16 protein-coding genes and 1 tRNA gene are annotated in these 22,986 nt (G+C 30.2%); 13 read left to right on the top strand and 4 right to left on the bottom strand.

All coding sequences use genetic code 11. From position 1 onward, the window contains the following. The first annotated feature begins 1,997 nt into the window (after nt 1-1,997). Entirely contained in the window at nt 1,998-7,232 is a 5,235-nt protein-coding gene (locus ACZ451_RS07315; protein WP_464216461.1) for an ATP-binding protein, read from the top strand. 170 nt (nt 7,233-7,402) lie between these two features. Here ACZ451_RS07315 and ACZ451_RS07310 read toward each other — a convergent pair. The 3 genes from ACZ451_RS07310 to rseP form a co-directional block, all read right to left on the bottom strand. Next, nucleotides 7,403-7,476: transfer RNA gene (locus ACZ451_RS07310), tRNA-Asn, on the bottom strand. An 8-nt stretch (nt 7,477-7,484) separates the two neighbouring features. Continuing rightward, nucleotides 7,485-7,769 (bottom strand): GIY-YIG nuclease family protein, encoded by a 285-nt coding sequence (locus ACZ451_RS07305; RefSeq protein ID WP_464216460.1) that lies wholly within the window; start codon nt 7,767-7,769, stop codon nt 7,485-7,487. 151 nt (nt 7,770-7,920) lie between these two features. After that, the gene (rseP, locus tag ACZ451_RS07300) at nt 7,921-9,237 is read right to left on the bottom strand and encodes an RIP metalloprotease RseP (RefSeq protein ID WP_464216459.1); all 1,317 of its coding nucleotides are present in this window, start codon (nt 9,235-9,237) and stop codon (nt 7,921-7,923) included. Between the two features lie 163 nt (nt 9,238-9,400). On the opposite strand from rseP, the gene ACZ451_RS07295 reads away from it, so the two are divergent. From ACZ451_RS07295 to ACZ451_RS07260, 8 genes are all read left to right on the top strand, one after another. Further along, nucleotides 9,401-10,072 (top strand): SCO family protein, encoded by a 672-nt coding sequence (locus tag ACZ451_RS07295; protein ID WP_464216458.1) that lies wholly within the window; start codon nt 9,401-9,403, stop codon nt 10,070-10,072. 164 nt (nt 10,073-10,236) lie between these two features. Beyond that, nucleotides 10,237-10,482, top strand: a complete 246-nt coding sequence (locus ACZ451_RS07290; RefSeq protein WP_464216457.1) for a FeoA family protein — start codon at nt 10,237-10,239, stop codon at nt 10,480-10,482. Continuing rightward, the gene (gene feoB, locus ACZ451_RS07285; RefSeq protein WP_464216456.1) at nt 10,479-12,716 is read left to right on the top strand and encodes a ferrous iron transport protein B; all 2,238 of its coding nucleotides are present in this window, start codon (nt 10,479-10,481) and stop codon (nt 12,714-12,716) included. The genes ACZ451_RS07290 and feoB overlap by 4 nt, the downstream gene beginning before the upstream one ends. A gap of 422 nt (nt 12,717-13,138) precedes the next feature. Beyond that, nucleotides 13,139-14,686, top strand: a complete 1,548-nt coding sequence (locus ACZ451_RS07280; RefSeq protein ID WP_464216455.1) for a carboxypeptidase-like regulatory domain-containing protein — start codon at nt 13,139-13,141, stop codon at nt 14,684-14,686. 154 nt (nt 14,687-14,840) lie between these two features. After that, a complete protein-coding gene (locus ACZ451_RS07275; RefSeq protein WP_464216454.1) occupies nt 14,841-15,365 on the top strand; it encodes an RNA polymerase sigma factor in 525 nt (174 codons plus the stop codon). After that, nucleotides 15,365-16,165, top strand: a complete 801-nt coding sequence (locus tag ACZ451_RS07270; protein ID WP_464216453.1) for a HEAT repeat domain-containing protein — start codon at nt 15,365-15,367, stop codon at nt 16,163-16,165. The genes ACZ451_RS07275 and ACZ451_RS07270 overlap by 1 nt, the downstream gene beginning before the upstream one ends. A 21-nt stretch (nt 16,166-16,186) precedes the next feature. Next, nucleotides 16,187-16,939 (top strand): DUF4097 family beta strand repeat-containing protein, encoded by a 753-nt coding sequence (locus ACZ451_RS07265; protein ID WP_464216452.1) that lies wholly within the window; start codon nt 16,187-16,189, stop codon nt 16,937-16,939. Nucleotides 16,940-16,976: 37 nt separating this feature from the next. Then, complete coding sequence (locus tag ACZ451_RS07260) at nt 16,977-17,690, top strand: DUF4097 family beta strand repeat-containing protein (RefSeq protein ID WP_464216451.1); 714 nt, start codon at nt 16,977-16,979, stop codon at nt 17,688-17,690. 267 nt (nt 17,691-17,957) lie between these two features. On the opposite strand, the gene ACZ451_RS07255 is transcribed toward ACZ451_RS07260, so the two are convergent. Continuing rightward, nucleotides 17,958-18,344 (bottom strand): DUF423 domain-containing protein, encoded by a 387-nt coding sequence (locus ACZ451_RS07255; RefSeq protein WP_464216450.1) that lies wholly within the window; start codon nt 18,342-18,344, stop codon nt 17,958-17,960. A gap of 188 nt (nt 18,345-18,532) precedes the next feature. Here ACZ451_RS07255 and ACZ451_RS07250 point away from each other — a divergent pair, with 188 nt between their 5' ends. The 4 genes from ACZ451_RS07250 (at nt 18,533) to ACZ451_RS07235 (ending at nt 22,935) form a co-directional block, all read left to right on the top strand. Then, the gene (locus ACZ451_RS07250) at nt 18,533-19,390 is read left to right on the top strand and encodes a hypothetical protein (RefSeq protein WP_464216449.1); all 858 of its coding nucleotides are present in this window, start codon (nt 18,533-18,535) and stop codon (nt 19,388-19,390) included. Nucleotides 19,391-19,697: 307 nt separating this feature from the next. Further along, nucleotides 19,698-19,874, top strand: coding sequence for a hypothetical protein (locus ACZ451_RS07245; RefSeq protein WP_464216448.1), 177 nt, complete (start codon nt 19,698-19,700; stop codon nt 19,872-19,874). Between the two features lie 373 nt (nt 19,875-20,247). Then, complete coding sequence (locus ACZ451_RS07240; RefSeq protein ID WP_464216447.1) at nt 20,248-22,332, top strand: histidine kinase dimerization/phosphoacceptor domain -containing protein; 2,085 nt, start codon at nt 20,248-20,250, stop codon at nt 22,330-22,332. Between the two features lie 102 nt (nt 22,333-22,434). Continuing rightward, entirely contained in the window at nt 22,435-22,935 is a 501-nt protein-coding gene (locus ACZ451_RS07235) for a hypothetical protein (RefSeq protein WP_464216445.1), read from the top strand. Nucleotides 22,936-22,986: the final 51 nt, after the last annotated feature.

Genomic DNA, 22,986 nt, shown 5'->3' with positions numbered 1-22,986 from the left:
ATTAATACATCCCAAAGAAAATAGCGCGAAACCCATAGTGGACAACGCCTTATATAATTCACCATTTAACCATAACTGAATAGGTTTTAATTTTAAACCAATAGCTACAAATTAAGTAGTATTTTACGTGTTAAATAAATAATTGTTGTGTAATAACAATTTTTGTATGTGGGAAAGCTTCATTTCAGCTATTTTGAAGTGTTATGCTTTTATTTTAGGCATATTTTGTAATCTATGTCCTGAGTTATATGGCTTTTTAATGTTAGAACGCATCAGGATCTTAATCAAAAAAAGTGTATTTACTCGATCATCAAGATTTAAATGCTCTAACGCTTGCGTTTAAGTCAATGCGGATTCTACCTCTTAACGCCTCTTGGGCTTGCCCTGAGCTTATTTACTTTTAGTTGTACCAAGTTTAAGAAGAATTAGTATTGCTTAGAATAGATGAAAAAAATACTGATAAATACCTCTAGAAATCACTATAGGATTAACAGTTATATGAATATTTGAAAAATTTATAATGAAGTATATTTACTACAATATTAAAAAACTCAAAAGTATAAACCATGGCTTATATTTTCAATAAGAGGTATAAAATTTATTCTAAATTTAAGCGCTTTTATGGTTCTAAAATACGAGAAGGGATTGAAGTGCAAAAAAGTACGATATAGCAATTATTATAATATATTAAAGAACTATTTTAGGTTAAATTTTGATTAACGGTTCTATTTTATCCCTAAACATCAAAATAGGATTGACAGCATTTTGTTCTAAATACACAATGTGCTTAGAAAAGCTTTCAACACAAATATTAAAACATATCTAAAATAGAAAATACACTTTATTATAGTATTTAATATTATTAAGCAATTTGCGCATTTGTATAAAATACTTGTAAGCTTGAGGTCTAAAAAAATAGACCCAAAAGGTATTGAACCCCAGAGGAGGCTCTTAGATCTGAAAAAGGGAATTGAACAAAAAGTCAAGATTTTTTAATTAGTATCTTGCTAAGAAAGCAACATAAATTCTAACCTACACTATTGATTTAAATGTATCTTTTTTTTAATAACTTTTAGAAGTATTATCTTACTAAAAACGTTATTTATAAGAAGATATGAGGGAATGTAAAAAACAAAATCTCTCATTATTGCAGTAACTGGATATTTTAGACACGGAAAAGGCGTTCATATTTCTACAAATCAAGTAGCCAAAAACCTAGGTGCCGATTTTACTTTAGAGAAACCCATAAATATCTCTAGCATATTAAAGCTAATCAAAAAACTGAAATAACGATGATATACAGCATGATATTATTACTACATACTTCCTCTAGAGACAAGGATATATGAGGGCATTTATTAAATAGCCAGCGCCTCTATGGTTTATGAGTTTTCTAAAAATATAGAGGATAGTGACTAGAATGTACATAGCAAAAGTTTCAATTATTACAATAATAAGTTTCACCTAGTCCGCGCTTATCTAGCTCATGATGCCAATGATCGTATCCTACAGTATAATAGAATGTATTCTCTGCTGAAATACAACTTAACTTGCCCAACACCTGCAATACAAATTTGAATACTTCTATAAATTAGTTACAAATAACAGCTCTACATTTTTAAAGATCCAGAAAAACTGAGGTACTGTTTTCTATACTCTTCAATCAGTTGTTTATAAGAAATAACTATTAATTGTTAGAGAGCAGAAAAGTTCATAACTAGGGTATTATCCAAAATAACCGATCTAACCACCTCAGAATATCAACATATCAATGCTTAAAAAAATATCAACAATATTAAAATTACTATCACTTAAATACTATATAAATTTGTAGTATTAGTATTATTTATAATTGCCTAAAAAGTTTACATTTTATTAGTATATTTGAATTTCTACCAAAGAAAAAATTCTTCCCCCACTGATATTTAAGAGATTTACTTTTAAGATACCAAAAAAAAAGGTTTCTTAATTTTTATACAATTAACGCAAGAATATAAATGAGCTCTAAGTACCATCATTATCATTCTAAACTCAAAGATATTTTTTTAGAATTACCTAATTTTTCCTTTTTCCATAGTCCTTCAGGAAGGTTTAGAGATAATCCGAAAATGGTTGGAAGAAAGCGAATTAGAAAAAAGTTATATGGAATATTGACTAATTCGGAGACAAAAACTGGATCTTATATTATCACGGGATTCAGAGGAGTGGGTAAGACGAGTTTAGTAAATCAAGTAATTAATGAATTACAACCAAAAAGTCAGGTATTTAGGCAGGCCATTGTTATCATAATAGCTTGGATAACCATTCATTTGATTAATATTAGTATTGAAACGAATCTTAATGAGTTTAAATGGTGGATTTTAGTCTTATTGTTTTTGTTCTATTATGCCAACGCTATTTTAGACTTTTTCTCTGCAATACCGAATAGACTTTTTTTTAATCAACGTGATAGGAACAATAAAAGTAGAAGTTCTAAATATAAAGGGAGTTCTATGTATTTTTTTTATAAGAGTATAAAAGGATTTATCACAAAGTTATTGAACATACCCATTTTACATTTGGACTATTATAAAAAATCAAATGCACAAAGAGCTTTTCAAACTTTTATTTATGCATTAAGCATTGAATTTTTCATATACCCCAATTTACTAACTGTTTGGTTTGAAGAAATAAGTGCTTGCTTATTTTTGTTCCTATTTTGCTCAATAATTTTAGTTTCAGAACTTTTGAGATTTGTTTATGATATTCTTTACATAAAAAACGGAGTAAGAAGAAAGGGGAAAGTATTACGATTTGCTAGAGAGAAGCAATTTAAGTTTTTAAAGCAAAAAATAAATCATAGTCAAAAAATTTTCGTCAGATTAAGTTTTCCTCAAGATGCCCTGAACTCAAAAGACATTCTTAAGTCTTTGGTTAGAAACATGTATAAACAATATACAGTATATTCTGGATTTAACAGATGGACTTCTAGAGTGTTTATTTCTATCATCTTAATTTTTCTTTTTTCAATTTCCTACAATAATACTTCTATATCTAGAAGTTTAAGTAGTGTAAAAAAAAGATCCTATATTCAAAACTTTTTTCCAAGTCAAGGAGTAGATATACCTCATGATGAAATAAAAGAAATATTCAATGATACAAGTCTTGTTGACCCCATTCAGGTGTATGAAGCAAAACTTAACCCTTTGATTTCTCTAAAGGGAGATTTTGCTAAAAACCTAAGGGATTTTACCCTAATAGTTGATTATTATATGTATCTAGCATATACAAGGATATATGCATTTTTACCCCTAGATAATATTAAAATCAATGGGGCTTATTTAATACCTAATTATCCTGATCTTTTCTTTTTTTTCTTTTTGTTCATATTTCTCCTTCTTCTTAACTCACTAATTCGATTTGGTTCCGCTTTTGGATTAATGAGCAATTATCATGTAAAGAGATTACTTAGAGATTTAAATGAAAAATGTTTGGCTGAAATACAGTTAGAAAAAGGAATGGAAGGTAGTTTGGGATACTCAAAAAAATGGTTCACTGGAGGCTTTCTATTTAGACGCGCAAGAAACTTAAACTATCCTATTGCAGGGGTTAGGGATATAGAGCATGATCTTATACACATTTTTGATGAGTTGGATAGAATTCCAACAATTTTTGCGCCACCTGAATTTATTTTTGTTTTTGATGAATTGGATAAGGTAGAACCCCATAATTCGGATATTGAAAAAGAAGAGTATACAATATTGGAATCTGAAAAAGTTCGAAAAAGAAGGGAACTAGTGTCCGATATCATGGCGAGTATGAAGATATTTTTCACAACAGCCAAAGCAAAATTTATTTTTATAGCTGGTCGTGAAATGTATGATGCATCATTAGCAGATTCATCTGATCGAGAGTCGTATTTGGGAAGCATATTCCATGATATAGTATATGTAAGCAGCCTCTACAAAGATCCTTATGATGATCATTCAAGTATCATTAGAAAGAAACCAATTGATATTACATATCTCACAGAAAAATATGTTTGTAGCAAATTAATTCCTGAGAATGCTTTTCATAAGCATACCTTAGAAGGCTATTCAGAATATTTGCATAACTTATATAATTCTGAAAATAGAACTCCAGTAAAAGGCATAAAAAAGATCTTAGAAAATATAGATCGCTATCCAAATAAACTCTTATATAAATCTGGTAGGGAAATTTCCGATTTTTTAGACGACGATGTAAAGGCTTATCAAATTAAAAAAATTGTCAATACTGTTTCTGTATTCATTAATTACATCGCTTTTAGAAGTAAAGGAAGTCCTATGAATATGATTAAACTTTTTGAAGATTTTGTTGAAGAGTTTACATATAGGCAACAAGATGTTTTTTTTGAAAAAGATAACCTAATGGTTGGTGAAAATACAAAGAGTTATTATTTGACATTTGACTTCCAAGCTCAATACCGAATATCTCTAGTATCAGGTATATTTCGTCCATATGTTATTGATAATGGTTTGCATCTTAAGAATTTAAGTGATAAAATTTTAGTCTCTACCAGTTATTTACTGGATCATGTTTATAAATTTCATGAATTTGGTTTTTCATGGAAGAATTTAGAACTATTACCAGAAATTATTGATGTAAATCGTGCTCCTCTTTTAAGAAAACATATCGAAAACATTGTAGCATTCTTATCTGATTCAAGTATTAAAAAGGTTGACAATGGATTTGTTGGATTTAAGTTTCATAGAAAGGTTATTGAAGAAATAAACGTGCTTTCAAAAAGATCCGACAATGAATCAGCAAATTTTAATTTCACACTTGACGAGTCAAATACCATTAAAAAACATTACTCTCATAGGCTAAAAAAACTAACGGAAAAGCATAATCTGGCCTCCAATAGCAATTCAGAATTAGTAAATAGCAAAATGTTTTTAGAATTAATTATTGGAGACCTTCATTTTTTTGATAAAGAGTATGATGAAGCAATATTACATTACGCCGATGCGGTTCAAGGTCTTAGATTTCTTTCCATTGATAATTTGACTTTATATCAAACTTATATATACACTAATGCAATATTAAAAGAAGCTCTTGTTTTTGAGCGGATAAACACCTATGAACCTTCTCTTACTAGATACTCGGAGCTTGTAGAAATTATTAGAAAAAATGCTATCAGACTTAAAGAAATTGGAGAATCGGATAGTTTTAGAAGACGATTAAAAAAGCCTTATAGTCAAGAAGCAATAGATTTTCTGGATAGCGATAAAAAAGATCGTTCTCGCTTTCATTATACAAAATCTATGTATGAAAATTTTTCAATAATGTTGCTGCCAATTTTGGCAAAATTAGTGGCTATTGAAAAAATAGGGAAACAAGGAATCACAATAAAAGATTCCAAGCGAGCAGATCGCGATTTTCACTCTATTTTGAATTATTTGAAAAAGGACGAGAAATTTTTACTAAAAGTGGAATATCATCTGCAAAAGGGAGATATTCTGTATTACAAAAATGGATTGTTGTATAAAGATTATAGCATTGCTAACAAATCTACCCAAAATTATGGGTATGACCCTTCCTATGAAACTCCTAAAGATTATAACGCTCCATTTAGTGCCTATAAGGAATACTATCTCGGAATTTCATTACTAGTACACAAAATGAATAATAGTTTTTTGCAAGGAATGATAAAAGATTCAAGTTTAGATAATCCGGAGACTGGTAGTGAAAAAATAGATACCTATTCCATAGAATTTTATGAAGGATTTAAGCAAATAATTGAGGAACAATTAAGCAATCATAATACTAAATTTGAAAAAGAAATAATTTGGAGGCTTATTGATTTTCTGAAATTTGAAAAGGGAAATTATAGTTTGTTGAACGTTTCTTACACCATGTGGAATTTATTAGCAAGATTACTTTCTGCCATAGGAGATTGTTTGCTAATTATGTGTCCAGAGCCATCTTTAAAATATTTTAATGAAAAAAAAGAAATAAACATCTTTCAGGAAGACTTGTACAAAGATTTAACAGGGACCATTAACTTTTCAAGAACAGAGCTTTCCCTACTGTACTATTCCAGTTCAAGAATATGTTACGAAAGGGCAAATGAAATAAGAAGCAGTTCTTTTCAAAAGAAAAAAATATTGTATGTCTTTAAAGCATATTTGAGGTATTTTGATTCGCTAGATTATACCCTAAAAATTCAAGGCATAACAGACGAATTAACACGTCAAATTGTGAAATATGCTAATAAAAACAGAGATTTTATTATTTTTCCAGAATATTCCAAAAACAAAGATTTAAACACTGGAGCCCAAATTAATGAGAAAATATTTGAAAAAACAGCGACTGATAGATCTTCTAATAACCTAAAAAAATATTATAGATTTTCATATAACACGGAAGTGAAAATGTCCATTTTACACTGGTACGATTTAGAAATGTCAAATTTTAGTGAATGTGTTTTTTCAAAATCAAAGACTTCTGACTTTTTTGAGATGCTAAATAAAATTCCGATAAACTCCTATAGTTCTGTTAATGACCAAATGGTTCGAATTTTTGAATTACGATTTAAGAGTAGATTAAATAGAAAAATCTTACTAGATAGAGCTATTGATTTCTACACAGAAAAACAGGCTTTTAAAGATAAGTTTAAACTTCTTTGGAAAACTAAGTTTGGAGAAGATTTTGATAAAATGTTTGAAGATGATGATCTGTTCGAAAATTTTTGTCCAAAGGATAAATTCTGTAATTATCAAAGTGAGCATGCTGATGAATTTCAATTTTTAATCAGGGATAGTATTTTTTGTGAGTTACGAATTATAAGAAGTTTAAAAATTAATGGAGTATCATATATTAAAGGTTATGGTTATTTAGGTGCTGCATATATGTCTTTGGGTTGGTGGGTAGAATTATGGAATCATTATTATCCAAGACATGACATATCCTATGATCAGGAAAACCATGAACTTATGAAGTTAATAGGGAGTCATGAATTGCACTATATAGATGATCCTGAATATGCATACCAACATGCCTTGTCTAATTATTACAAATGTATCAATATGCATAGTGAAGGGTCAACATATAAATCAGTACTTTCTAATATGTATTTTACAGAAGGGGATTTTCATGACGATAATCAACATTTCTGTTCTACTATTGAAAGATGGTTGATTAATAATAAAAAAGTCAGAAGAAGAATTAAGTTTTTAAAAGTAAAAATTAAGGCAAATACTGTTTTTTAGTAAATTGGAATCTTCAATTTTGTTGAACACAATAACTAGCCTTGAGCACTAAAAATTCTATTATTAAAACAAATAAAAAAGCATCATTTTTTGTTAAAAGTAAAAAAACAAGAAATGTGTTTAAACAAAAAAGCTCCAGAGTTAAATATCTCTGAAGCTTTCTATTTATGCTCCCCCTCTTGGGCTCGAACCAAGGACCCTCTGATTAACAGTCAGATGCTCTAACCAGCTGAGCTAAGGAGGAGTGTATTTTTATAATATACTCTTTAATTTTATAATCATTTCAGGATACTTTTTTAAATTTTCAATGTATACCTTACTTTTCATTTTCTTGATATGAGATTCTATTTTTCTCGCTTGACTTCTATTTTCGAAATCAAAACTTAAATATAATTCCCAATCATTGGTTTGTGATGTAAAAGCGTTTTTGTAAAAACCGCTATTATGTTCACTTATTCTTTTATCTAATTCTAAAGTTTCTCCAACATAATACTTTTGAAGTCTTTTTGAAAAAAGAATATAAACCTGATTAACCATTATTTTAATGAACTTTCCCTCTAACCTCCCGATAGCTATCGGGATGAGCTAAGGAGGAGTGTATTTTTATCGCCTAAGCGGGTGCAAATATATATGTTTATTTCAAAATCTACAAAGAAAAAAAAGCAGTTTTTTTACTATTCCTATTTTTTTATAAAAAGCGCTTAATAATATTCCAAATATCATTTCCAAACACTACTGCCATTAAGCCCATAACAATAACAAAACCAACTATTTGTCCTCTTTCTAATACTTTTTCGCTTGGCGCTCTGCCAGAGATCATTTCATACAGTAAAAACATCACATGCCCACCATCTAATGCAGGTATGGGGAGTAAGTTTACAAAAGCCAACCATACAGAGAACATAGCGGTAAAGCCCCAAAAGAAACCCCAGTCAAAAGACTTTGGCATCAGCTCTACAATACCTATGGGTCCTTTTATAGATTTATAGGCTTCTGTTTTTGGTTTGGCTAGAATTTTAAATTGCTTAATTTGTTTGGTTAACACTTTAATGGTTTCGTTAAAACCAGCTGGTATTGCCCCCAAAAAACTATAATGATCTGTAACTCTAATATCTTCTCTCATAGGACCTACCCCTATTTTAGACTCATCAGATGTTTTTACCTGAATTCGTTGCGAAATTCCATCTCTTTTAATAGCGATAGCTACTTCTTCATTTTTATGTTTTTGTATTTCAGTTGTAAACTCATTCCAATAGGTAATTTTAATATCATTAACCGCTACGATTTCGTCTCCTGACATTAAGCCTGCTTTTTTAGCGCCACCATTTGGCAGTATCGTATCTACAATAGCTAATAACCTATAGTCTAAAAAACGTTTCCCCTTAGCGCCTAAAACATCTTTGATACCTTCGTCTGGAATAGGAAATGTAATTTGTTTTCCATCTCTATCTACCGTAATACTATCTCCAAGAAGAATATCTATCTGCGCATCATCAAATTTCTTGGTTTTTTTACCATCTATGGCTAAAATTTTATCTCCTGTACGCAATCCTATTTTTTCTCCTATAGAATCTACTTGTATCCCATATTTAATGCTATTTGCAGGGATATAGGTATCGCCATTAATAGCAAATAAGCCAATATAAATAAACCATGCCAAGAAAAAGTTTACGGTTACGCCACCTAACATAATAATAAGGCGTTGCCAAGCGGGTTTACTTCTAAACTCCCAAGGCTTAGGCTCTTCTTTCATTTGCTCGGTATCCATACTTTCGTCTATCATACCCGCAATTTTTACGTAACCTCCTAAGGGCAACCATCCTATGCCGTATTCTGTTTCTCCCACTTTTTTCTTGAAAAGCGAAAACTTCCAATCAAAAAATAAATAGAACTTTTCTACTTTACATTTAAAATATTTTGCAGGAAAAAAGTGGCCCATTTCATGTAAAATAACCAATATAGATATGATCAGAATAAAAGTAAGTATCTGTGTTAACAGTTCCATTTAAATGTATTTTTTAACGTATAAGACGCCAAAAGTACGTTATTAGAAGGTTTAAAAAAAGTATCCCTTAATCTGCATTATTTTTTTAAGATTTTTTTAGCAGCAGTTTTGATAAAAATATTGATAGGTATACCAAGCTAATGTACCTTTGTAAAAAAATACTATGCGCGCTTTTTTTGCAAAGTTTAAGCTTTTTGGACTGGTATTATTAGGGCTATCTGCTGTAATTATCTATTTGTTTTATAATGCTTTGCAGCCTAAAAAAATACTTCCTATTCTACAACCCGCAGACTTTAATCCGGAATTGGTAGACGAATCTTTACTCCATGTAAAGAAATACCATACTATTGCAGATTTTAAACTGACCAACCAAAACGGGCAAACCATTACGCAAAAAGAATATGAGAATAAGATTTATATTGCCGATTTCTTTTTTACCACCTGCCCAAGTATTTGCCCTGTAATGACTAAAAATATGGCAAGCATACAAACAAAAATTCTAAACGATGATGATGTGCTATTACTTTCGCATTCGGTTACTCCAGCTATAGATTCTGTAGCCCAACTTAAAAAATATGCTTTAGAAAAAGGGGTACTAGACCACAAATGGAATTTAGTAACAGGTGATAAAAAGCAAATTTATGAGCTGGCCAGAAAATCGTATTTAGCGGTAAAAACAGATGGTGATGGGGGCCTTTTTGATATGATCCATACCGAAAACTTTATGCTTATTGATAAAGAAAGGAGAATTAGAGGTACCTATGATGGGACAAAAACGGAAGAAATTGAAAAATTATTAGAAGATTTAGCCATTCTAAAAGCTTCTTACAATTAATTTTAGTTTTTTAGTTTTCCTTTCTCAAATTACAAAGGCCTAGACCTAGCTTTACATGCTTTACAGTACACCTTTATAAAAAATTATATTTATGATATAATAAACAGCATATCTAAAACAAATCTCTTACTTTTGCACTTAATTATAATGAATCTAAATAACAATTGACAACTACTGTAGCGCATCTTAAAAGAGGGCAAAAAGGTATTATAAAAGAGTTTACAGGTCCTATTTTACCTATTAAACTTTTAGAAATGGGTTGCTTGCCTGGCAATGAAGTAGAATTAGTACAAATTGCACCTTTAAAAGATCCGATATACATAAATGTAAACGGTTCTCATATTGCTATAAGACGTTCCATGGCGCTTTTAATTGAATTAGAAATTACCGAAGACCGTACGATCCTATGAGCAAGCAACTTAATGTAGCCCTTATTGGAAACCCAAATACTGGAAAAACTTCGGTTTTTAATCTCCTCACTGGACTTAATCAAAAAGTAGGGAATTACCCCGGGATTACTGTTGAAAAAAAACAAGGTATTTGCAAATTAGCACGTGGCGTAAAAGCGCACATTATAGACTTACCTGGTACCTATAGCCTAAATACCACTTCATTAGATGAAAGTGTTGCGGTAGAATTACTCCTTAATAAAAATGATAAAGATTTTCCTGATGTTGCGGTTGTAATTGCTGATGTAGAAAATTTAAAACGAAATTTACTTTTATTTACGCAAATAAAAGATTTAAAAATACCTACCATTCTTGTTATTAATATGGCAGATAGAATGGATAGAAAAGGTATTTCTATTGATATTCCTTTGTTAGAGGAAAAGTTAGCTACTAAAATTGCGGTAGTAAGTACCCGCAAAAATACTGGTATAGATACCCTTAAAGCCTTAATTGCTGACTATAAAAGTCTTTCTATTACACCAAATATTGATACTACTGTTATTTCTCCAGAATATTTTGAAAGGCTAAAAAATACCTTCCCTAAAGAAGATTTATACAAATTATGGCTTGTTATTACACAAGACGTAAATTTTATGCCAATTGAAAAAAAGCGTTTTAAAGATACTTTTGATACAAAGTCTAAAGCCGAATTAAAACGTTTGCAGCAGCGAGAAACCATTCTTAGATATCAGTTTATAAATAATACCTTAAAACAGGCTCAAAAAATAGATATTAACGCTGCTAAGGGCTTGCGTGCTAGCTTAGATAAGATTCTTACACACAAAGTATTTGGCTACGTTATTTTCTTTTTAATCTTATTGATCATTTTTCAGGCTATATATGATTGGAGCAGCTACCCAATGGATTTTATTGACGAGTCTTTTGCCGCTATGAGCCAATGGGTAAAAGATACACTCCCAGCGGGTGTATTTACAGATTTATTAGCAGAAGGCATTCTTGCCGGTATTGGCGGTATTGTTATTTTTATTCCTCAAATTGCTTTTTTATTCCTTTTTATCGCCCTTTTAGAAGAAACTGGGTATATGAGTAGGGTTGTTTTTTTAATGGATAGGCTTATGCGTCCTTTTGGACTAAGTGGTAAGAGTGTGGTACCACTAATTTCTGGAACTGCTTGTGCTATTCCTGCTGTAATGGCTACACGTACCATAGAAAACTGGAAAGAAAGACTCATTACTATTTTAGTTACGCCCTTTACCACCTGTTCTGCTCGTTTGCCTGTATATCTTATTATCATTGGTTTAGTAATCCCTAAAGGAACTTTTTTAGGACTTGGCTATCAGGCATTAACTTTAATGCTTTTGTATTTGCTTGGTTTTGGAGCTGCTATTTTTTCTGCAATGGTACTGCATAAAATATTAAAAATTAAAAGCAAGTCTTTCTTTGTTATAGAAATGCCTAACTATAAATTACCCTTACTTAAAAATGTAGCTTATACGGTTTTAGAAAAAACAAAGAGTTTTGTTTTTGGAGCAGGGAAAATTATTCTTGCCATCTCCATTATCCTTTGGTTTTTAGGCTCTAACGGCTATTCAGATGATTTTAAAAATGCCGAGCAAATTATTTCCAATAAAATAGAAACAGAGGGACTATCAGGTTTTAATAAAAATAGTATTGCTACAGCATTAGCAGACTATAAAAAGGCACTTACCGATAGTGTTGCTAAAAAAGCATATGCAATTGATGTTTTAGCCATACAAGATTCTTTAAACATAAGGGAAACACTGCTTTTTGAGCAAGCGAAAAATCAGGAAATTTCTGGTTTTAAATTAGAAAACTCGTATATGGGCTATATGGGAAAAGCCATAACACCTATTGTAGAACCCTTAGGCTACGATTGGAAAATTGGGATTGCCGTATTAACTTCTTTTGCTGCTCGTGAAGTTTTTGTGGGTACATTGGCTACTATTTACAGCGTTGGAAGCGATGACGAGGAAACAGAAACCATTACCAATAGAATGGCAGCAGAAATACACCCAAAAACTAAAAAACCTATTTTTAACTTAGCTTCTGGTATTTCTTTACTTTTATTTTATGCCTTTGCAATGCAATGTATGAGTACACTTGCCATTGTAAAAAGAGAAACAAATACCTGGAAATGGCCAACAGCGCAATTAGTATTTATGAGTGTATTTGCGTATATTGTTGCTTTAATAGCCTATCAAACTTTAAAATAATATGGATTTATTACAACACATATTAGTATACATCACCTTAGCTTTTGCTGTAGCATATATGGTAAAGAAATTTTTCTTGCCAAAGCGTTTATTCGTCTCCAAGAAAGGAAACGCCGCTACTAAAGCCTGTGGATCTGGAAATTGTGGATGCCACTAGGTTAAAATAAAATTCTCATTAGCACTATTACTACCATATTCTAAAATCATAAAATAAAGTTAAGTCTTATACTACAGACAACTATTTCTATAATGATACCGTCTTTTAGTTAAATGATATAATAGCTTAGAAAATTGTTTTCAGCTACTTCTTATCAATTTAAACCGTTAAAATATTAATAAATAAGTCTTAAGAGAATCAAAAAAATAGTGCATCATTATAACACTATTATTTGTTTTGCTTTAAACAAACTAACATTTCTAAAATGATTAAAAAAACTACCTTACTTAGCTTTACTTTTTTAGGATTTCTTTTTACTACTGGCTATGGGCAAACCATAAGCGCAAGAATTATAGATAGCACTTCTAAACAACCTGTACCCTTTGCCACCATACTACTAGCTAAAGAAAATGGAGTAATCTCTAATGATGAAGGCAAATTTACGTTGATTATAGAAAAAGAAAATACTAAAACAGATTCGATACACATTTCTTGTATTGGGTATAAAACCAAAGGCATTGCTATTGCACAATTTAAAGACAGCCTTATTTATCTAGCACCGCAGCCAATTGAATTAAATTCTGTTATTGTTTCTAACAAAAACTATAGTGCTGAGGAGATTATAGCTTTAGTAAAAGAAAATATGGCTAAAAATTACAATAATAGCCTTACTAAAAAACGAATGTTTTTTAGAGAAAGCTCTTATCAGAATATGAATAAGATTAAGTATTCTAAATTAAAATCTTCAATAGCTGCTTTTAATGGTTCTTTTTTAGATAGTGTTATTAGTTCTGTACCAAAATCTGGAGATCATTATACCGAAGTATTATTAGATCTATATGGAAATCTTGAACCCGAACCACAAAAAATTAAACTCATTAAAGCCTCTGAATTATATGATAAAAGCACAGAATTAGATTTTGAGGATTTAGAAGAAAAATTTAATGACATTATAAAAAAGAACGTAAAAACAGATTCGTACTTTAAAATAAAGTCTGGTTTATTTGGTACAAAAGTAGATTCGGATGAGATTTTTGAAAAAGAAGTAGATTCCTCTGATGTTGCTGCATTAAACAAAGAGCTAGAAAAGAAAAAAGAGCGAAAAGAAAATTGGCAAAAAAACTTCGCAAAATATAGAAAGCAACGTGTATCTGGCTTATTTAAAGAGTTGTTTTTAAATGAAAAAAGCAAGCTTAATTTTATACGAAAATCTGGCAAGTATGTATTTTCAGTACGCAACTTAACCTATCTAGGAAATGATGCGGTATATATTCTTGACTTTGTTCCAGATGGTGGTGCAGATTATGAAGGTACGCTTTATGTAAATGCAGATGATTTTGCTATTATGAGAGTAGACTATGATAATGTAAAATCTGTAAAATCTTTTAAGCTACTAGGCGTTTCTATGAACCAATACAGAGCAAAAGGAAAAATAATTTTCTATAAAGATCCTATAAGCGGTTTATACAACCTCAGGTATTTAGAAAAAGAAGAAGGAACGGCTATAGGCGTAAAAAGGCCTTTAAAAATTATTGAAAAAAATAAAAATGTAAAAGGAAGACGCAAACAAAACCAATTATCCTTAAAGATGGATTTGGCTTTTTCATCATCAAGTAAATTAGAAATTGTAGTGTACAATACAGAGAACATCAATACTACTGACTTTGATGCCTTTGCTGAAAAAAACAATGTATTGCCAAAATATATGCCCAATTACGATCCTGAGTTCTGGAAAGGCCATCAAATTATAGAACCCAATAAAGCTATAAAAGAGTTTACATCTACAGAAGAGATTGTTTTTACAGAAGACTAGTACGATTTTCTAAACAATATGTAAACCGCAGCAATACCTGATATTGCTGCGGTTTTTTTATGATAAAACAGCATACTTTAAAATATTTTTAATTACTAGTGTAACCTTTTGTAATTTTCTGACTATATACTAATAAACACCAACTAAAACAGTTTTGAAAACACTAACTGATGAACATGTAATGCAAGAGGTTGCCAATGGCAAATTAGATATGCTGAAGATTCTTTTTGAGCGGCATCATAAACATATCTTTAATTTTTTGTACAAAATGAGTGGCGACAAAGTATTGAGTGAGGACCTCACACAAGATGTTTTCTATAAAGTAATGAAGTATAGAACATCTTATAACAATGGTAAATTTATAGCTTGGTTATTTACTATTGCAAGAAATTGTTTGCATACACATTACAGAAGAAATAAAGAAGACCATGATGGGCTAGATACCATAAGTCATACATTAACAGCTCAGCAAGAAGAAGAACAGGAGAACCATTCTCATCTAAAAATAGCATTAGATAAATTAGAAGCATCGGATAGAGAATTGTTAATCTTAAACCGATTTCAAGAAATTAAATATGCAGAATTGGCAGAAATTAAAGAGAGTACGCCAGGCGCTATAAAAACAAAAGTAAATAGAGCTTTAAAAAAATTAAGAACTGTTTATTTTGAAACTATATAATGATGGAGAAAAATCATATTACAGAATTATTACCAGAATACTTAGATAATCTCTTAGCACAATCAGATAGAGAACGTGTAAAATTACATCTAGAAGAGTGCGATAGCTGTGCAAAAGAATTGGAAGAATTAAGCAACATTTTTACTGCTTTTAAAACAGAAAAAGAGCTTGTACCACCTGATCATATCCGTACTAATTTCTTTGAACAAATTGAAATAGAAAAATTAAATACTACCGGAGTAATTCCGCTAAATAATGATTTAGATAAAAGAAAAAAATCATGGATAAACCCCTTTATGAAAATAGCTGCCAGCATTGCTTTAGTCATCAGTGGGTTTGCATTAGGAAAATACCAACAAGAACAAAAAGGAAATGATGCAATAGCGCTTTTACAAGAAGAAACGCAGCAGATAAAGCAAACGGCAATGCTGTCCTTAATAGGAAACAAATCGGCAAGTAAACGTATAGAAGGCGTAAATTATATTGATGAGTTTTCTAATCCAGATAAAGCTATTGTAAGCGCTTTAATAGACAGGATGCTTTATGACGAAAATAATAATGTACGCTTAACAGCAGTAGAGGCCTTATCTAATTTTACCAATTCTGAAGAAGTAAAAAACGCTTTCATTAAGGCTTTAAAAACAGAAAAAGCGCCAGCCATACAAATTATTATTATTCAGGTTTTAGTCAAAATCCAAGAGAAAAAAGCAATCCTACCATTGCAAAATTTAATGGAACAAAACGACACCCAACCTTTTATAAAAGAACAAATTAAATCATCAATAACAACAATTATATAAACATCAAAAAACGAAAAAATTATGAGAAAAATAATACTATTAACGCTATTACTAGCTGCTACCAATGCCATTAATGCGCAAGATTACACGCAATCTTTAAGTGGAATAGAATGGGTTAAAATAGAATCTAAAACTGATATTATTGTAAAAACCCATGATAAAAAAGAAATTTTAATTAAAGCGAATGCAAATAGTACCAGACTTACCGAAAAAGCAAAAGGTTTAAAGCTTGTTGGTGAAGGAGGAACTGCCAATACAGATATTGGCTTCTATGTAATAAAAGAAGGAAATAATTTAATTGTTAGAAATTTAAGAAAGTCTAAAAAAGCAATTATTTATTTGCCCGCTTCGCAAAATATATCTGCAAAAACAACTTGGAGTGGCGATATTAAAATATATGATTTTAAAAGCGAAATTGAAGCTACAGCAGAATTAAATGGCAGTATTGAAATAGAAGATGTTAATGGCCCGGTTACAGCAAGCAGCCTAAACGGGCAAATAAACGTGATCTTTACAAAAGTAAATCAAAAATCTCCCATAACGATATATTCTACTAATGGAGAACTAGATGTAAGCCTACCCAAAAGTACAGCTGCCGATTTACAACTGTATTCTACCAATGGAGAGATCTATACCAATTTTGAAATAAATACGCCAAGCAAGGACGGTATGAAATCCGTTTCATCTAAAAAAACAAGTGGAATCATTAATAATGGAGGCGTAAAAATTAAACTAAAAACTACAAATGGAAATATCTATTTAAGAGAAAAATAAGCAATTACACAATCAAAAATCAATAAAACAAACAGTCATGAAAAACCTAAAAGTTAGTCTTTTATTAGGCTTTATTTGCCTAAACATAAATGCCCAAAAAGTAATTGAAAAAAATATTCCCTACAAAAACCAACGTATTACAGTAGAAGTAAAATTTGCATCAAACATAGCCGTTAAAACATGGAATAAGTCTACCGTATATTTTAAAGTCGATGTTAGGACTAAAGAGGGGAAATATCTTGATGCCTATCAGTTAAACATTGAAGAAAACAGCAATAGGATTACTATTAATTCTGAGGTAGAAGGAGTATTTAAAAAATTTCAGGACGAATGGAATAAAAACCATCCTAATAAGAAAAAAAGATATTATAATACTGGCGATACCTATGAATTTAATTATGTAATCTACATTCCTAAAAATGCTGAATTTAAAATAAATAGTATTAACGGAGATTTAGAATCTGAATATATAGCGGGTAATTTTACCGCAGATTTAATTAATGGAGATATTGATATTGCTACCTATGAAGGTACTTTAAATCTGAAAACTATAAATGGCGAAATAGATCTTACTGTACGCAATACAAGCCTAAAAGCAGAAACCATACATGGCGATATCTATGCTGACGAAAAATTGAATTTTAGCGCTAAAAAACGTCATGTAGGGCAAGAAATATACGGAAGCACCAAAAATGCTACAAACAGCCTAAATTTAAATACTATTAATGGCAATATGTATTTAAGAATCTAATGATACTTAAAGAAACTCGTTGTGCGTTTAAGATTTTTAATGGTCCTAAAATGTCGGTTCGAGTGCTTTTAAAGTACGAAAAAAGTGTATCGAGAACTGTTTTGGAACTAAAACTCTTATTCTCGATACAATTTTTACTCATTTCATTCCTAAAAATTAATCGAATTGACAGCATTTTGTTCTAAATGAATAACGAGTTAAAAGAACTCTTTTCTTAGCCCTTTGCACCTATGTGCAAAGGGCTATTTTAAGTTTAAAATATACCAATTAAACAAACTCTTTGATAAAAGAGAACATTAAAAGCCCCCAACCAATTACTAAAAACAAACCTCCAATTGGTGTTATAGGCCCTAAAATTTTTATTTTCTTTCCTTTAGAAGCACTTAAACACAAACCATAGATACTAAATGAAAATAGAAAAATACCTATGATAAAACAGTAGCCAATATAGCTTTCATAGGAGGTTTCAAAATTGAGGTTAAAGCCTAAAACAATTAGTAAAATAGCATGATACATTTGGTATTTTACCCCAGTTTCAAAACTTTTTAATAAGTCTTCCGTAAAGGTCTTTTTAAGTGCATGTGCCCCAAAAGCACCAAAAATCACGGCCAACATACCGTATAAACCACCCATAAACTGTACCCACAAGACCATATTTTTTTTGCTAAAGATAATTAATCTATATTCCTCATGTTAGATATGATTTTAAAAAAATAGAATTATTGACATCTACAATGTATTACAGAAAATACCTTTATATGCATTGTTTTTTCTTACAGAAAATACGTACTTTGGATGCGTAAAATTAACTGCACTTATATATGTGTTAGCAACAACCCGAAATGAAAGAAATATGTGCTTTATATAAAACAGAGGAACCTTTAAGAGAAAGTCATATATATCCTAAATTTTCAATAAAACACAATTCTAAAACAGGCTCTAAATACTTAAGAAAGTTTGAAAAACCGAATAAAAGATTACAAGATGGAATTAAGTTTAAATTATTAGGAGCAAAAGCAGAGCAAGAGTTCGGAGACAGAGAAAAATGGTTTGCTGAAAATATTTTCAGAAAGTATCTTAAGGAAAAAGGTAGTTTAGAATATAATGAGAATTTATATTATTTTATTGTTTCGTTTTTATGGCGAATTATCCATTTAGAATTGTACTCAAATAAAGATTTTGATAATAGATGGTTCTATGATTTAATTAAATCTGCTGAATCTGATTGGAGAAGTTTTTTGGTTAATCCTAAAATTAAAAACAAATACAATAAAGTATATTTATTATTAACAGATAGAGTAATAAACCCTCCTGAACATTTAAAACAAGTTGATTTTTATCTGACAAGATGTTTTGATGCAACGATTATTAGTAACAAAAATCAAAGTTTTGTCGCTGTATATGGAAAATTCAACAGATTTATAATGTTTAGTATTTTAAAAAATGAAGGACATCAAGAAGAACTTTCTGATTTAAAAATTATAAATGGAAAAGGTGTCTTAAAGATTCCTCAAGATTGTTTTTGTTTTCCTTTTAATTCATTTATAACAAATAGAATAGAAGGAATGAATAAATTCGATTCACCAAATGAAAAACAAATGGAGAAAATTGAAAAAGAAGTACTAAATGATTTAGACAACTTCATAAAATCTGATTCATATGAATCGATTAACAATGAATACAAAAAAGGCAGTTGCTAATAAGGGCTATAATTAATACGGGCTTGGTGTTTAATCCAAAGTTTAGTGTATTTTTATAAAGTCCGCCAAATCTTTTGATTTGGCTTTTAAAATGAAAAATAAAATAAAAAGTTTTGGCTAAGTGCTTAATCCGAAATTAATCGCTAATCAATTCCCGTACTAATCATAGCCAGAGCCGTTGTAGCAGATTATGACAAAAATAAATAAAAATGTATATAAATTGTTTTTGAAGTACGGAAGCGAATGTCATTGAACTAGTGATTCTCGAGTTTCTAGGCCTAAAGAAACATCAGCTGAAACAGACGAAATGTTTACTATTTTGGAAGCAGTAGATCATAGGTTAGAAATGATCGCAACTGGAAACTATAGCTCGGAAATGGTGAGCTCTTTCCAAAAAGAAATTGAAAAGCTTAAGACAAAAATATCGGAAGAAGATAAGTTAAGCTATACTAAAGATCTTCTTATTAATAAGAATCTAGGATAAGTGTTAAACACTACTGTATTAAGATTGCTGCTAAAAACCTAGTTACAAGCACCAAAATACCACTTAAATTCTAATATTAACCGTAGCTGTATTTTATTTAGGACATGACATAAATTCTTCAATTAACGGTAGCAATACTAGTTAATTGATAAATAATAATTTGGATTAATTTTATTTATCCTTAAAATCTATCCAATTTATTGTTTTAGAAATTTTTATCTTTTCACTCTCTAAATAGGATTACGTTTAACTCTCTGGTTGAATGATATTTTACAAACGTTGCCTTTCTACTAATTAAATATCAACAACCATTGTTTGTCTCAACTAACTAATTTTGTTTATATTTAAACCAATCAGTGACCAATAGTAAACCATGAAAAATAGCATAAGTCTACTAATTACCTTTTATTTTCTTTATATCAATTCTATTTGCGCACAGGATACCAAATTAATAGACAGTTTAAAGGCATCAATACAAAAAACAGATAACGTTGTTGAAAAGATAGATGATTTTATTGCTCTAGGAGAAGCTTATAATAAGATTCAAAACAGAAACTTAGATAGTGCTCAATATTATGTAGAACAGGCAATAAAGTATAGTGAAAAACACAAAAAACCTCTTAAAAGAATAGATGCTCAGTATGTATTAGGTTTGGTTAAAATTAATATGAGAAACTTTGAAGAAGGCACTTCTCATATGGAAGAAGTCCTCTCTAAATCAAAAGAGCTATCTTATGAAATTGGAATACGTAAGGGAAATCAGGGTATTGGACGTACTTTTGCGGCAAAAGCGGAACCAAAAAAAGGGATACCCTATTTTGAACGCGCCTATGAGTTAGCCAATAAAAATAGAGAAGAACAGGGTATAATTGTAGACGTGGCAGTTGCGTTAAGCTTGCAGTACAAAATTATAAATGAATACAATAAAGCCTCTGAACTTCTCGAAAATGTAGCTGGACTTGTAGATAGGGAGTCCATTTCTACAGATACCAAGTGTATTTTTTATATGAATGCAGCTTTAATTAATTACGATCTAGAACGTACTAAGAAAGCTTTAGAACAATTTATTAAAGCGTTAGATTTTGCAGAAAAAAGTGGCCATATTATATACGAAGTACTAGCCTGTGCAAATATTGGAAACATCTACACCTCAACAATAGAAAATAGAGATTATAACAAAGCTTTGCCTTATAATTTACGAGCTATGAATCTTGTGGACGCAGACCCTTCTATGGCAGGATTCAAAGGTCCTATTTTAAATTACTTAGCATTAAATTATTATTGTTTAAAAGAATACGACAAAGCAATATCTTATTATGAAAAAGCTATAGAATTTTTGCAAAATGGTGATTCCAGAAGATATGGAGAAGCACTTCTTAACTTGGGTTATGCCCAATATGAAACAAAACAAATAGCTCTGGCAAATACTAATTTTAAAAATGCTTCACAACAATTTTTAAAGGCTATTAAGTTCGAAAAAAATAAAAGGGAAAACAGTTCAAAAGAAGATATTAGTTCTTCATACAAAAAACTATCCGAAATTGATTCTATTCAAGGGAGATTTGAAAAAAGTCTGGCATATTATAAACTACACACTGTTTATAAAGATAGCTTAGACGCTGAGACTAATATAAAGATTACAGAACGCCTAGAGTTTGAGCAGCAAAATGCAGAGAAAAATACAGAAATTTCGCAATTAGCATTAGAAAATACTAAACAAAGAAGCCAACGCCAAATCCTACTGATTGGATTAATTTTTATTGGTATACTCTTAGCTGTACTTTTTAGTAGATTTCAATTAAAGAAAAAGGCCTATAAAATCATTAAAGAAAAAAATGAAGAGAATATCTTATTGATGAGGGAAATTCATCATAGAGTAAAAAATAATCTTCAGATCATCTTGAGTCTCCTAGGCACTCAAATAGACAATCATAAAACTAACAAAGAATTGAAAAATGTTTTGGTAGAGAGTCAAAACAAAATACTGTCTATGTCTATTATTCATCAAAACTTATATCAAGAAAATAACTTTACAAAAGTGCAGGTAAATCCTTATATCAAGGAGCTTGTTAATAATCTACAAAAGAGCTTTAATGATTCATTAAAATTTGAAATGGATATTGATCAAAAAGAAATTAAAATTGGCCTGGCCATACCCCTTGGGCTTATTGTAAATGAACTCATTACTAATTGTTACAAATATGCCTTTTCTGATCATCAAAAAGATAACAACAATGTTAAAATTAGTTTTAAAGAAACCGATGATCCTAGTAAATTTCAACTTTTAATTCAAGATAACGGCAAGGGTTTACCCAAAAATTTTGATTTAAATATGCCCTCTTCTTTTGGGATGCAGTTAGTACAAGGCCTAGTTAAACAATTACATGGAAATATAGAGGTATTACAGCAAGAAGGAACTGCATTTAAAATTTATTTGAAAGAACCTTTGGCAGCCTAATAATTTGAATTTTCATCCACTACTGTATAAGATAATTTAAGAAATGTATTGCGTTAAAATCAAAATTTAATATAAATATATAAAGAAACGTTGTACAACATTTTGAAAAAATTAATTTACATATTGACTTTTGTGGTTTTCGGGATGGTTAATTCTCAAGGAAACAAAGATTCCGATTGCGCTTTAAAAACTGAAAATGAAAAGTGGAAACTAGAATTTTCAAGAGTAGACTCCAAATCTGAACAGATTGAACTAATAAAACAAAAGCTAATTTCAGATCCTATATATAGAGAAATAAAACCTGTTATTAAAACCGAACATGGTCCTATAAATGCCCACGAGGACAAAAACAGAAATTATTGTGGATGTAAAATTTTATTTTTGTTAGTTCCTATAAGAAAAGGCAGATTTTATGAACTCAATTTAAATTCTAGACCGCATCTTTTAGAAATAATAAAAAGCTTCAATAAAGAAAATATAAATCGGGTTTTCTGTGTTTTAGAAAACAATAATAATGCGCTTGGACCATCAGGTAAATGTGGTATGATAAAACTAACTACTACAGACGAAGAATTAATCAAGCGAATAAAAAACGTTTGGTAACAAAACCCATAAACATTATGAACTAAGGTCAGCATATCAACACTTTTTCAT

Source organism: Allocellulophaga tsushimaensis, from assembly GCF_055383085.1.
The sequence above is the reverse complement of the archived record's forward strand: the minus strand, read 5'-3'. Positions and strand labels throughout refer to the sequence as shown.